This window comes from Streptomyces sp. N50 (assembly GCF_033335955.1).
GTDB lineage: Bacteria > Actinomycetota > Actinomycetes > Streptomycetales > Streptomycetaceae > Streptomyces.
The window spans coordinates 7,341,096-7,354,606 of the sequence record NZ_CP137549.1 but is presented as its reverse complement, the minus strand read 5'-3'; the positions used below and the strand labels follow the sequence as shown (position 1 = coordinate 7,354,606).

Below are 13,511 nucleotides of genomic sequence, written 5' to 3'. Positions count from 1 at the left end.
CCATGACGGACCGTCAAGTGCCGGTCGCCATCGTGGGAATGTCGGTGCTGCTCCCCGGCGCCGCCGACCTCGACGCGTACTGGCGGAATCTGCTGAGCGGCACGGACGCCATCAGCGAGGTGCCGGACGGGCGTTGGGACGCGGACTACTACCGGCCGGACTCCGCGAGCGGTCCGGCCGTGGCCGACCAGGTGTACTGCCGACGCGGCGGTTTCGTGGACGAGTTGGCCGAGGTCGAGGTCACCCGGTTCGGCATCATGCCGAACTCGGTGCCCGGCACCGAACCCGACCAGCTCATCGCCCTCCACGTGGCCGCCGCCGCCCTCGCCGACGCGGGCGGGGAGAGCCGTCTGCCCGACCGGCAACGCGTAGGCGTCATCCTCGGCCGGGGCGGCTATCTCACCCCGGGTCTGGTCCGCCTCGACCAGCGCGTCCGTACGGCGGGCCAACTCGTCCGCACCCTGGGCGAGTTGCTGCCGGACCTGGACCCCGGCCAACTCGACCGCATCCGCACCGCGTTCACCGAGCGGCTCGGCCCCGACAGCCCCGAGTCGGTCATCGGCCTGGTCCCCAACCTCGCGGCGTCCCGCGTCGCCAACCGCCTCGACCTGCGCGGCCCGGCGTACACGGTGGACGCGGCCTGCGCGTCCTCGCTGATCGCCGTCGATCAGGCGGTCACCGAACTGGCCGCCGAGCGCTGCGACTTGATGCTCGCGGGCGGTGTCCACCACTGCCACGACATCACGCTGTGGAGCGTGTTCTCCCAACTGCGCGCGCTCTCCCCGAGCCAGCGCATCCGCCCCTTCCACCGCGACGCCGACGGCATCCTGATCGGCGAGGGCACCGGAGTCGTCGTCCTCAAGCGCCTCGCCGACGCCGAACGCGACGGTGACCGCATCTACGCCGTCATCCGGGGCACCGGCGTGTCCAGCGACGGCCGCGCCGCGAGCCTCGTCAACCCCGACTCGACCGGCCAGACCCACGCCGTACGACAGGCGTGGGAGGCGGCGGGTCTGGATCCCGCGCTGCCCCATTCCATCGGACTCTTGGAGGCGCACGGCACGGCGACACCCGCCGGTGACGGCGCCGAACTCGCCACGCTGGCCGAGGTGTTCGGTGACACGGGCACCTCCGACGGCCGTGCGGTGATCGGCTCGGTGAAGTCGATGATCGGCCACACGATGCCGGCCGCCGGAGTCGCCGGCCTGGTCAAGGCCGCCCTCGCCGTCCACCACGGGATGCTCCTGCCGACCCTGCACTGCGACGACCCGCACCCCGCGCTCGCGGCGACCCGGTTCCGTCCACTGGAGAAGGCGGCCCCCTGGGAGACGACTCCCGAACAGCCGCTGCGACGGGCGGCGGTCAACGCTTTCGGGTTCGGCGGCATCAACGCGCATGTCGTGCTGGAGGAGGCACCGGGAGCCCGCGCGTCACGTTCGGCGGGAGTGGTCGACCAACCGGATCGCACGAACGCCCCCACTCGCACGGCCTCCGTGGCCGAACCGGAACGCGTGCTGATGCTCGCCGCCGACAACCCCGAGGCCCTGGCCGCACTGCTGGACGCGGACGACTCCGCCCTCCTGGCCGCACACAACACCCTTGTCACCACCGGCCGTTCACGGCTCGGCATCGTCGCCCCGGACGCCAAGCGGCTCGCGCTGGCCCGGCGAGCAGTCGCCAAGGGCCGGGCGTGGCAAGGCCGTAGCGATGTGTGGTTCACGCCGAGCCCGCTCATCGGGCCCGGCGCCGGAAAGCTGGCGTTCGTCTTCCCGGGCCTGGAGGGCGACTTCACGCCCCGGGTCGAGGACGTCGCCGCACACTTCGGACTGCGCGAGAACCGGTCCGCAACCCCCGCTCAGGTAGGGGATGTCGGCCGCCACGGCTTCGATGTCGTCGGCGTCGGGCGGTTGTTGGACGCCGCCCTGCGGAAGATGGGCGTCGTCCCGGACGCGGTCGCCGGGCACAGTGTCGGCGAGTGGACCGCGATGACGGCCGCCGGGGTGTACTCGCCGGACGAGGTCAGCGACTTCATGGAGGCGTTCGACCCCGACTCTGTGACGGTTCCCGGCCTCGCCTTCGGGGCGATCGGAGCCCCGGCCGAGCGTGTGCTGTCGGCGCTCGCCGCCGACTGGCCGGACGCCGGAATCGTGCTCTCCCACGACAACGCGCCGGGCCAGTCGATGGTGTGCGGACCGGACAAGGCCGTGGACGAGTTCGTGCGGTCCTTCCGCGCGCAGGGCGTCCTGAGCCAGGTCCTCCCGTTCCGATCCGGCTTCCACACACCGATGTTGAAGCCCTACCTCGCCCCGATCGAGGAGGCGACGAACCGCTTCCGCCTCCACCCGCCGACGGTCCCCCTCTGGTCCGGGACCACCGCCTCGCCGTACCCCTCGGACGAGAAGGCGGTACGCGAACTCTTCATCCGGCACCTGTTGGAGCCCGTGCGGTTCCGTCAGCTCGTCGAGGCCATGTACACCGCCGGCCATCGCGCGTTCGTCCAGGTCGGCACGGGCCAACTCGGCTCCCTCATCGACGCGACCCTCAGCGGACGCGATCACCTCGTCGTCGCCGCCAACTCGCCCCACCGCTCCGGACTGGCCCAACTCCGGCGCGTGGCAATGGCGTTGTGGGCAGCGGGCGGAACGACGGACCCGGTGACACTGGCCCCCCGGAAACCGGCTCCACGACGGGAACGGCCCCCGGTGCGGCTGGACATGGACGGCGCACTCGTCTCCCTCGACGCCCCGACCTTGGTGAAGCTCCGGGCGGAACTCCGCACACCGGCCGCCGCCAACACCCCCACCCTGGCGGCCCTTTCGCCCCTGGACGCGCTCACCGACCGCTTCCCGGCCGCCGCCGAACTGCACGCCCTCATGCGCGACACCGCCGACACGGCCGCCCAACTCATCAGCGCGGGCAGCCGTCGTACGACAACGACCGCCCCCGCACCCCGAATCGTGGCCACCGCGCCTCCCGCTCCCCCACGGGAGTGGCAGACCACGGTCCATGTCTCCCCCGAGTCCATGCCCTACCTCATGGACCACTGCTTCTTCCCGCAACGCCCCAACTGGCCGGACGTAGCGGACCGTTGGCCTGTCGTCCCCGCGACCACGATTGTCCAGCACATCATCGAGGCGGCGGAACGGGCCGCCCCGGGCCTGCGCGCGGTCGCCGTGCACGACGCGCGCTTCGACCGATGGCTGACGGCCACGCCGTCGGTGGACGTTCCGGTGAAGGTGGTCACCCAGACCCCCGACCGCCTCACCGTCTCCTTCGGCCCGCACGCCCGCGGTGTGGTCGAACTCGCCCCCGCCCACGCCGTATCGCCCCCACCGCGCCCCCGCCCGGACCCGACCACCGAACGCGTCCCCGACCACACCGCGGCCCATCTCTACGACGAGCGCTGGATGTTCCACGGCCCGGCGTTCCAAGGGGTCACCGAACTCACCGCGATCGGCGACCGCCATGTACGCGGCGTGATCACCACACCGCCCGCCCCCGGCGCCCTGCTCGACAACGTGGGCCAGATCCTGGGGTATTGGATCATGGCGACCCGCACCGAGCGGACCGTCGTCTTCCCGGTCGGCATGCGCGAGATGCGTTTCCACGGCCCGCATCCGCGCCCCGGCACGGAGGTGGAGTGCCTGGTGCGGATCACCTCGCTCACCGACACCGCGCTCGAAGCGGACGTACAACTCACGGTGGACGGCGTGGTCTGGGCGGAGCTGACCGGCTGGCAGGACCGGCGTTTCGACAACGATCCGCAGACCAAGCCGGTCGAGCGGTTCCCGGAGCGCAACACCCTCTCCGAGGCCCGCCCCGGCGGCCGGACCCTGCTCAACGAGCGCTGGCCCGACCTCGCCTCGCGCGACCTGATCATGCGCAACTCCCTGAGCAGCGTGGAGCGTTCGCAGTACGCCGAACATCCGCCGCGCGGGCGCAGGCAGTGGCTGCTGGGCCGGATCGCGGTGAAGGACGCGGTACGGCAGTGGCTGTGGGGCCACGGCGAGGGCCCCGTCTTCCCGGCGGAGATCCGGGTCCACAACGACGAGTCCGGCCGCCCGTACGTCACCGGCCTGCACGGCCGGACCCTGCCCCCGCTGGACGTCTCGCTCGCTCACCGCGCGGAGGCGGCCGTCGCGATCGTCCGGCTGCACGCGCCCGGCCCCGGCCCCGGGATCGACATCGAGGAGGTCGTCGACCGCCCCCGAGCACCCTCACCACCGCCCTCGGCGAGGAGGAACTGGCGCTGCTGCGTGCCCAGTTGGCGGCCACCGGCGAGTCCGAGGCGCTGTGGTTCGCCCGCTTCTGGGCGGCGAAGGAGGCGGTCGCCAAGGCGGAGGGCACCGGCTTCCGGGGACGGCCGCGTGACTTCGCCGTCTTCCAAGTGGCCCCCGGCTCACGGCTGTTGGTGTCGGGGCGCCTGGAACGCGCCTACACCGTGCACTACGAGCCGGCCGGCAATCCCCCCAATCTGCCGGACAGGACCTACGTCGTGGCCTGGACGACGGGACCCGCGCACGAAGAGGAGTACGACCGATGACCCCCACCACCGAGGACGCCGTCCTCGCCGACCTCACCGGCATGCTCACCACGTTGCTGGAGGACGAGTACGGCGTCGACGACGTCGAGATCACCATGACGACGACCTTCAACCGCGACCTGGAGCTGGAGAGCATCGACCTGGTGACGCTGGCCGGTCTGCTCCAGGAGCACTACGGGACGAAGGTCAACTTCGCCGAGTTCCTGGCTGGGATGGAGTTCGACGAGATCATCGAACTCACCGTCGGCCGACTCGTCGAGTATGTCGTGCAGAGCCTCAAGGCAGCCGAGGCGGGCTGAGCCATGGCGATGGTCGACACCGGTCAACTCCGGTTGCACGTACAGCGGATGAGCCCGCCCGACGGCCGTCCGGTCACCGCCACGGCGGTGCTCGTGCACGGTCTGCTCACCGACAGCCTGGCCAGCTACTACTTCACCATCGCGCCACCGTTCGCACTGGCCGGCATCGACGTCGTCATGTACGACCTGCGGGGCCACGGCCGCAGCGCGCGCCCGGCCACCGGCTACACCCTCGACGACAACATCGACGATCTGGAGGCGCTGCTGGACCGGCTGGAGGTGACTGGACCGGTCCATCTGGTCGGCAACTCCTATGGCGGAACTGTCGCGTTCGGCTACGCGGCCCGCCATCCGGAGCGGGCCGCCAGCGTCTCGCTCATCGAGTCGGAACCGGCGACCTCGGCCTGGGCACCGAAGCTCGGCGGCATCCTGGACCGCGTGCTGCACCAGCTGGCGCACAACGAGGACGACGCGATCGCCTGGATCAGCGAGAACCGCGGCCACAACACCGCCCGCCTCGCGAAGGGCGCGGCCCGGCTGGCCCGGGAGACCTCCCTCTCCCAGGACATCCCGGCGAGCGGTGTGTTGACGGAAAGTCAGATCAGCGCGGTGTACTGCCCGGTGCTCGGCATCTACGGCGGCGACTCGGACCTCGCCCTGCTCGCCCCCTGGCTGGAGTCCGTGCTGCCCGACTGCCGGACCGTGGTCGTCCCCGGCCACGAGCACTCCGTGCTGGTCGAGGCGGCGGGCACGGTCGGCGGGCACATCCTCTCCCTGATCCAAAAGGCAGGCATCCAAGAGGCGGGCGCGTCCGAGGCCGCCGCCGAGGTGGCGGTCCGGTGAGCCGGTTCCTGTTCGTCGTCCCGCCGCTGGTCGGACACATCAACCCGGCGGTGGGCGTGGCGGCCGAACTGGCGTCACGGGGACACGAGTTGGCGTGGGTCTGCGCCAACCCCGCTCTCGTACGGCGGCTCGCGGGAGAGTCCGCGCGCGTGTTCCCCTGCGCTGGACCGGTCCCGGGTGAGGGCGAGGGCGTACGCCCGCCCGACATCCGTGGCCCCGAGGCGCTGAAGTTTCTGTGGGAGGCCTTCCTCGCGCCGCTCGCCGAGCAGATGGCGCCCGGAGTCGCGGCCGCCGTCGCGGAGTTCGGGCCGGACGCGGTCGTAGCCGATCAACAGGCCCTGGCCGGTGGCCTGGTGGCGGAACGCCTCGGCGTGCCGTGGGCGACCTCGGCGACCACCTCGGCCGAGTTCACGGACGTACTGGCGGGCATGCCCAAAGTCGCCCTGTGGCTGGACGAGTTGCTGGCCGGGCTGCGCGCCGGGATCGGCGACCCGACGGGCACCGCCGACCCCCGCTTCTCCCCCCATCTCGTCCTCGCGTTCAGCACCCCGGAACTCGTCGGCCCCGAGGCGCGGCAGGGCGAGCAGATCCGCTGGGTCGGCCCGTCGATCGCGCCCCGCCCGGCGGCGCCGGACTTCCCCTGGGAGTGGTTGGACCGGTCCAGGTCCCTGGTCCTGGTCAGTCTCGGCACCGCCAACACCGATGTGGGCACCCGTTTCCTCACCGAGTGCGTGACGGCGCTGCGGGCACGAACGGACCGTGTACAGGCGGTGATCGCGGACCCCGGCCACGCGCTGGGCACGTCCGACGAGCAGGACAAGGACCTGCTGATCCTGCCGTCGATCCCCCAACTCCCGCTGCTGGAACGCGCAGACGCGGTGGTCTCGCACGCCGGACACAACACGGTGTGCGAGGCGCTGTGGCACGGCGTCCCCCTCGTCGTGGCGCCCATCCGCGACGACCAGCCGGTGATCGCCGGGCAGGTCACCGGCGCGGGCGCCGGCATCCGCGTCCGCTTCGGCCGGGTCACCGCCCCCAAGCTGGGCGCGGCGATCGACGCCGTACTCCACGAACCCGACCACCGCGCCGCGGCCGGCCGCATCCGTACGGCGTTCCGCGCGGCCGGAGGCACCCGCGCGGCGGCGACCCATCTGGAGCGGTTGGCCACCGGCGCGTCCCTCAAGGAGACCCCGTGAGCAACGAGGACGACCCCAACCCCCCGAGCCGCACCGACCAGGTCGCCGCCCTGCGCCCCACCTACCAGGCCGACTTGGCCGACGGCCTGGACCGCTTCTTCGAACCCCGGCGCGAGACCTGCCCCTGGTGCGAATCACCCCGCCTCCGAACCCGGCTGCGCACGAAGGACCTGATCCAGCACAAGCCGGGCACGTTCGAACTGGACCAGTGCGAGGACTGCCGGCACACCTTCCAGAACCCCCGACTGAGCCCGGCCGGGCTGGAGTTCTACTACCGGGACTTCTATGACGGCCTGGGCGAGAAGCAGTTGGGCAACACGTTCGCGGCCCGTACGAAGATGTACGAGCAGCGCGCGCAGTCACTGCTCGCGCACTCGCCGACTCCCAAGAACTGGCTGGATGTCGGCACCGGCCACGGCCACTTCTGCGAGTCGGCCCGCACGGTGTACCCCGACACCACCTTCGACGGCCTCGACTTCACCGACGGCGCCGAACTCGCCGAACAGGCGGGGCGGGTGGAGCGCGGATACCGCGGCAGCTTCCCCGAGTTGGCCCCGGAACTCTCGGGCCACTACGACGTGGTCAGCATGTTCCACTACCTGGAGCACAGCACGGAGCCCGAGCGTGAACTGGCCGCCGCGCACCAGGCCGTGCGCCCCGGCGGCCACCTCCTGATCGAGGTCCCGGACCCCGACAGCCGCTACTCCCGCCTGCTGGGCCGCTGGTGGCTGCCGTGGCTCCAGCCGCAGCACCTGCACTTCATCCCGGTCGAGAACCTCCGCCGCCGCCTCACCGACCTGGGCTTCACGGTCGTGGCCGAACAGCACGCGGAGCCCCACGACCCGGTCGACCTCCTCGCCGGGACCTGGCTGGCCCTGGACACGGCCGCGCCGCGCGACGACCTCCCGTGGCTGCCGAAGCCTCCGTCCGGGCCGGCCCGTGCGGGCCGTGCGGCGGTGCTGATCGCGGGGATTCCGGCGCTGATCCTTGGAACGGTCCTGGACCGGTTCGTCGTGAAGCGGCTGTCGCATCGGCTGGGGGTGTCGAACGCCTACCGGCTGGTGGCGCGACGGGACTGAACCATGACGCGGACGGTCAGGACAGACCCTCCAGCGCACGGGCGACCGCGTCCGCCGTGACACCGTCGGCGCGGTTGTCGAAGACCAGCCGCCGCCCGTCCGCCCATCGGTACTCGTTGGCCTCGGCCGTCTTCCAGAACGTGTCCCAGTCGGCGAGTTTGGACCGGTCCCGGGCGCAGCCCCGGGCGCGGACGCGTTCGCGGGCGGTGTCCTTGTCCACCTGGACCTGGACGACGACCAACTCGACGTCGGACGGCCAGTCGTGACGGTAGGTCACCTCGGCCAGATAGTCGGGCTGTTGGAAGTAGCGGCCGAACGGCGCGTCCAGGACGACCGGGCGGCCCAACCTCAGATTGTCGGCGGCCAAGTCGAGGATGGTCGCGTATTCGAGGTCCATCACCACGGACTGGTAGTACGGGTTGAGGTCGCGCTCGTTCGGGTCCGTGCCGGCGAGTTCGAGGAGCGCCTCGGTGAGGCGGGTGCAGGCGGTGTCCTTGTCGAGGTACGCGGCGCCGCTCAGCCCGGCGATCAGCCGGGCCACGCCGGTCTTGCCCGACCCGGCGGGGCCGATCACGACGTAGACGCGTGGGGCGGTGCTCATGCGCGGCGTTCCTTCACGAAGAAGAGGTACGACATCCCGCCGAGCAGGAGGAGTGCTCCGCCGACGAGGAAGACGTACGTGTAGTTGTTGCCGGTCGCGTCCAGGATGGCACCGGTGACGATGGGGGCCATCGCGGCGCCGAGGAAGCCGCCGAAGTTCTGGATCGCTCCAAGTGAGGCGACCTGGTGGGACTCGGCGATGTCCGAGGCCAGCGTCCACAGGCAGCCCATCGGGACCTGGGCGGCGAAGTAGCCGAGGGACAGCAGGGCGAGCGCGAGCGGGGTGCTGTGGACGTACGCCACCGGGAGGACCGCCGCGGCCGCCAGCACGGCGCCGCCGACGATGGGGACCTTGCGGGAGACGACCGCGGAGTGGCCCCGGCGGATCAGCCGGCCGGAGAGCCAGCCGCCGAAGAGGACGCCGAGGATGCCGCAGAGGTAGGGCAGGGAGGACAGCCAGCCGGTCTCGGAGAGGCTGAGGCCGCGGGAGGTCTGGAGGTAGCTCGGCAGCCAGGTCAAGTAGACCCACACGGTGTAGAAGATGCCGAACGCGCCGAGGATCATGAAGTAGGTGTTGCGCTGCTGGAACAGCGCGCCCCAACTCGCGGGCCTGGCCTGCTCGTCGGCGCGGGCCTCCGCCAGCTCCTCGCCCCGGATGATCGCCTGCTCGCGCAGGGTGGGGTCCCGGTACACGCGCAGCCACACCAGCATGACGAGGATGCCGAGCGCGCCCACGGCGACGAACATGCCGCGCCAGCCGACCGTCAGAAGAAGGCCGGTGAGGATCGGCGGGGCGATGGCGTTGGCGATCTGGGAGCCGGTGTTGACGATCGATATGGGCAGGGCCCGCTCGTCCTTGTTGAACCAGCGCTCGTTGACCTTGAGGCTGGCCGTGAAGAAGGGGGACTCGGCGACCCCGAGCGCGACCCGGGCGGCGTAGAGCAGGCCGAAGGAGTGGGCGGCTGCCGTGACCATGGTCATCAGGGACCAGAGTCCGGCGGCCCAGGCGTACATCCGCTTGGGGCCGAAGCGGTCGACGAGGTAGCCGGCGGGGAGGTTGGCGATGGCGTACGGCCAGGAGAAGGCGGCGAGCAGCAGGCCCATCTCCGTTGCGTTCAGGCCGAATTCACCGGCGACGGTCGTGTTGGCGACGCTGAGTGTGGCGCGGTCCAAGTAGTTGACGACCCCGCCGATCACGAGGAGGGCGACCAGGACCCAGCGGATACGGACCGAGGTCCGCGGGGCGGTGCCGCCCAGGTCGAGGGAGTCGGGAGTGAGGGACTGCTGAGCCATGGTGAGCTCCTCTTTGAACCACCGTGCGGGTGTTGGGGAGTTGGGGACGGGTGGTGCGGGGATGCGGTGGGTGCGGTAAGTGCCGTACGGGGAGCGGGAGTTACGCCCGCGCTCCCTCGATGGCCCGCAGCATCGTCGTAGCGGCGTCCGTGACGTGGCGGTAATTGCCGTCGGCGCGCGCGGCCTTGGTGACGAAGCTGCCGACGCCGACCGCGACGACTCCGGCGTCGAACCATTCCTTGACGTTGTCGGCGGTGACGCCGCCCGCGGGCATGAGCGGGGCCTGCGGGAGCGGGGCGCGGACCGTGCGGACATAGGACGGGCCGACGAACTCCGCGGGGAAGAGCTTCACTATGTCGGCGCCGGCCTGCATGGTGTCGACGATCTCGGTCGGGGTGTAGGCGCCGCTGACCGTGACGGCCTGGTAGCGGTTGGCGGTGGTCAGCATCGCCGGGTTGAGGTTGGGGCTGACCAGGAGGCGGGCGCCGGCCGAGAGGCACTCGTAGGCGGAGTGCTCGTCCAGGACCGTGCCGGCGCCGACGAGGATGCCGTCGTCGCCGTAGCGCTCGGCGAGCTTGTTGATGACCTCCAGCGCTCCGGGCACGGAGAGGGTGATCTCCAGGGCCCGGATGCCGCCCTCGATCGCCGCTTCCGAGACGGCGAGGGCTTCCTCGGCGCTCTCCAGGCGGACGATGAGCAGTGCGCCCGTACCAGTGATTGATTCCAGGGCGTTAAACTTTGTTACCATGAGAGCACACGCTAGAACATGAATTCACATGTTGTCACGCCCCTTGTCACACGAAGTTAGGCTGACCCCCATCGGCCGCCATGGCATTCCGGCTTCGAGGAGACGCATTGAGCAGGGCACCCCTGATCCCCGAGCAACGCCATCAGGAGCTGCTGCGCCTGCTGAGGGGCAGCGGGGTGCTGAGCATCCACGACCTGACCGCGGCGCTGAACGTCTCGCACATGACGGTGCGCCGGGACATCACCGCACTGGAGAAGAGCGGTCAGGTGGTCTCGGTGCAGGGCGGGGTGCGGCTCGCGGATTGGACCGGTCACGTACCGCCGCGCGAGCGGGCCTCACGCGCGGCGTTGGAGATGCCCCGCAAGCAGGCGATCGCCGGGCGGGCGGCGGAGCTCGTCGAGGACGGCATGGTGGTGTTCCTCGACGCGGGGACGACCTGCCAGTCGGTCGTACCCTTCCTGGTCGGCCGCAAGGACCTCACCGTCGTCACCAACGACTTTCACGCCGTACTGGCGCTGTGTGAACTGCCGTCCGTGCACACCGTCCACACCGGCGGCGAGGTCGATGTGTCGAGCGGTTCGAGCAGCGGCCCCCTCGCGGCCAGGACGGTCGGCACGATCAACCTCGACCTCGCCTTCCTGAGCGCCGGGTCCTGGGACCTGGCCCACGGCATCACGAGCTTCTCGATGGACAAGGTGCTGCTCAAGCAGGCGGTGATGGAGGCGGCCGGCTCGGTCGCGCTGCTTGCCGACAGCACGAAGTGGGGAGCGGTAGAGCGGTTCAACGTGACGAGGCTGGACCGGCTCGACACGGTCGTGACCGACGAGGGCCTGCCCTCGGCCGTGGTCGACCGCATCACGGAGGAGGGCCCGGCGGTGCTCCGCACGGGCTGAGCGCGGCGCTCCGCACTGGCCGAGTACCGGCTGGCCCCCATTGAATGATGCATTCACCGCGTCTAGCATCACTCGGTGATTCCAGCAATTCCCGTCTGACTCCTGCGCGTTGACGGGGAGACGTGTCGACGGGGGACGTGACGACGACGAGCGGCCGCGGCCCGGTTCCGGGGGCTCCGGCCGCTCGTCCCACTCCGCCTCTACGTCCTCTACGTCCTCTACGTCAACTCAGCTCGCGGTACGGCGAATTCGCCCCTCGTACCGCTTCTCCAGCTCCAGGTTGCCCTCGAAGCCGCCGGGCACATTGGCCGAGACGTACACCGGCGGACGCTCCCCCGAGGCGAGCAGCTGGGCCGCCGCCTCCGCGACCGACAGCTGTACGAGCATCGCGCCGGTGAGCGTGGACAGGGCGCACACGGCGCCCCCCGTGGGGAGTTCGAGGAGGGCGTCGCCGCGCGGGGCCGCGTTGTCGAGGACCACGTCGGCGAGGTCGACGAGCTTCTTGCCGCTCGGGTGTCCGGCCGGGACGGCGTGGGTGTGGGCGAGCGAGGTGATGGCCAGAAGGCGGTGGCCGCGTTCCTTCACCCGCAGGGCCATCTCCACGATCACCTTGTTCACACCGGAGTTGGAGATGATGACGAACAGGTCCTCGGGGCGGGGCGCGGCGAGGTCGTAGAGGCGGTCGGCGACCCCGGCCTGCCGCTCCAGCAGCGGATCGTCGAGAACGCTCGGGGCGTCACCGCCGTAGAGGACGAGGTCGGCGATGCTGAGGCGGTTGGTGGGCACCAAACCCCCGGCGCGGCCCGCGAGTTCGAGGACCATGGCCTGGGAGTGGCCGGTGCCGAAGGCCTGGATGACGCCGTCCGTGCGGACGCAGTCCGCGATCAGTTCGGCGGCGCGGGACACGGTGTCGCGGCTGGACTCGGTGATGTGCTGGAGGACGGCCAGGCTCTCGCGCGCGAAGGTCTCGGCGCTTACGGACTCGGCGGACACGCGATTCTCCCCACCGGTGGATCAAACCACCTATTCTTTCTAGATCAATGAATCAATAAATCACATGCGGTCCTGGTATTCAATCGATGGCCTCTGGGGTGGCTGATACCTTCTGCACATGCCCCCGACAGACGTCACCACCCTCATCCGCACCGAGCTGCCCCGGCTGGCCGGCTCACTGAGGAAGGTCGGCGAGCTGATCCTGGAGGATCCGGCCGCCGTCACCCACTGCTCGGCCGCCGAACTGGGCCGCCGTACCGGCACGTCACAGGCGACGGTGACCCGGTTCTGCCGGGCGGTCGGCCTCGACTCGTACCAGCATCTGCTGATCGAACTGGCCCAGGAGCGCGGCCGCGGCGAGGTATCCGACTGGGGCACCGCGGAGATCGGCCCGGACATCTCCCCGGACGACGATCTCGAACGGGTCGTGCAGGTCGTGGGCAGCGCGGACCTGCGCGCTGTGCAGCAGACGATCGACCGGATCGACCTCGACGCGGTGGAGCGCGCGGCCACGGCCGCCGCCCGCGCCCGGCGCATCGACGTCTACGGCATCGGCGGCAGCGGAGCGGTCGCGCAGGAGACCGAAACCCGGCTGTTCCGCATCGGCTGCGCGGTGCGCGGCTGGACCGAGGTGCACGCGGCCACCACCTCCGCCGCCCTGCTCACCCCGGCGGACGTCGCCATCGGCATCTCCCAGTCCGGTTCGACCCGCGAGACCATCGAGCCCTTCGAACTCGCCAAGGAGCGCGGCGCCACCACCATCGCCCTCACCTCCGACCCGCGCTCCCCACTCGCCCGCGCCGCAGACATCCGGCTCATCTCCTCGTCCTCCGCGACCAGTTTCCCCACCGGCATCATCGGCGCCCGCCACTCCGTCCTGGTCCTCATCGACTGTCTCTACGTCCGCATCGCGCAGCTCTCCTACCAGCGCGCGAGCGCCTCGCTGGCCCTCACCGACCACATCGCCGGGGAGCACACGGTGAAGGCCCGCAGGGGCCGGTGATCCCAGCCGAGACCCGGCCGT

The 13,511-nt window shown here is 70.9% G+C and carries 10 protein-coding genes and 1 pseudogene; 7 read left to right on the top strand and 4 right to left on the bottom strand.

Going from position 1 to position 13,511, the window contains the following annotated elements:
* Window positions 1-2 precede the first annotated feature (2 nt).
* The 5 genes and pseudogenes from R2B38_RS32875 to R2B38_RS32855 all read left to right on the top strand — a co-directional run bounded on the left by R2B38_RS32875 (window position 3) and on the right by R2B38_RS32855 (window position 7,960).
* Window positions 3-4,543: pseudogene (locus R2B38_RS32875) on the top strand (beta-ketoacyl synthase N-terminal-like domain-containing protein).
* Window positions 4,540-4,842 (top strand): acyl carrier protein, encoded by a 303-nt coding sequence (locus R2B38_RS32870; RefSeq protein ID WP_318019452.1) that lies wholly within the window; start codon window positions 4,540-4,542, stop codon window positions 4,840-4,842. The pseudogene R2B38_RS32875 and the gene R2B38_RS32870 overlap by 4 nt, the downstream one beginning before the upstream one ends.
* Window positions 4,843-4,845: 3 nt before the next feature.
* On the top strand, window positions 4,846-5,685 hold the full coding sequence (locus tag R2B38_RS32865) for an alpha/beta hydrolase (protein ID WP_318019451.1): 840 nt from the start codon (window positions 4,846-4,848) through the stop codon (window positions 5,683-5,685).
* The gene (locus tag R2B38_RS32860) at window positions 5,682-6,881 is read left to right on the top strand and encodes a glycosyltransferase (protein ID WP_318019450.1); all 1,200 of its coding nucleotides are present in this window, start codon (window positions 5,682-5,684) and stop codon (window positions 6,879-6,881) included. The genes R2B38_RS32865 and R2B38_RS32860 overlap by 4 nt, the downstream gene beginning before the upstream one ends.
* Window positions 6,878-7,960: a class I SAM-dependent methyltransferase gene (locus R2B38_RS32855; protein WP_318019449.1), complete on the top strand. Its 1,083-nt coding sequence runs from the start codon at window positions 6,878-6,880 to the stop codon at window positions 7,958-7,960. Before R2B38_RS32860 ends, R2B38_RS32855 begins: the two co-directional genes overlap by 4 nt.
* A gap of 16 nt (window positions 7,961-7,976) precedes the next feature.
* Here R2B38_RS32855 and R2B38_RS32850 read toward each other — a convergent pair whose 3' ends face one another.
* From R2B38_RS32850 to R2B38_RS32840, 3 genes are all read right to left on the bottom strand, one after another.
* Window positions 7,977-8,561, bottom strand: a complete 585-nt coding sequence (locus R2B38_RS32850) for an AAA family ATPase (RefSeq protein WP_318019448.1) — start codon at window positions 8,559-8,561, stop codon at window positions 7,977-7,979.
* On the bottom strand, window positions 8,558-9,853 hold the full coding sequence (locus tag R2B38_RS32845; RefSeq protein ID WP_318019447.1) for an MFS transporter: 1,296 nt from the start codon (window positions 9,851-9,853) through the stop codon (window positions 8,558-8,560). Before R2B38_RS32845 ends, R2B38_RS32850 begins: the two co-directional genes overlap by 4 nt.
* A gap of 100 nt (window positions 9,854-9,953) precedes the next feature.
* Complete coding sequence (locus R2B38_RS32840; protein WP_318019446.1) at window positions 9,954-10,601, bottom strand: bifunctional 4-hydroxy-2-oxoglutarate aldolase/2-dehydro-3-deoxy-phosphogluconate aldolase; 648 nt, start codon at window positions 10,599-10,601, stop codon at window positions 9,954-9,956.
* Between the two features lie 107 nt (window positions 10,602-10,708).
* Here R2B38_RS32840 and R2B38_RS32835 point away from each other — a divergent pair, with 107 nt between their 5' ends.
* Window positions 10,709-11,494 (top strand): DeoR/GlpR family DNA-binding transcription regulator, encoded by a 786-nt coding sequence (locus R2B38_RS32835; RefSeq protein WP_318019445.1) that lies wholly within the window; start codon window positions 10,709-10,711, stop codon window positions 11,492-11,494.
* A 228-nt stretch (window positions 11,495-11,722) separates the two neighbouring features.
* On the opposite strand, the gene R2B38_RS32830 is transcribed toward R2B38_RS32835, so the two are convergent.
* Window positions 11,723-12,487: an SIS domain-containing protein gene (locus tag R2B38_RS32830; RefSeq protein WP_318019444.1), complete on the bottom strand. Its 765-nt coding sequence runs from the start codon at window positions 12,485-12,487 to the stop codon at window positions 11,723-11,725.
* Between the two features lie 118 nt (window positions 12,488-12,605).
* Between R2B38_RS32830 and R2B38_RS32825 the strand changes: the two genes are divergently transcribed.
* Window positions 12,606-13,490, top strand: coding sequence for a MurR/RpiR family transcriptional regulator (locus tag R2B38_RS32825; protein WP_318019443.1), 885 nt, complete (start codon window positions 12,606-12,608; stop codon window positions 13,488-13,490).
* Window positions 13,491-13,511: the final 21 nt, after the last annotated feature.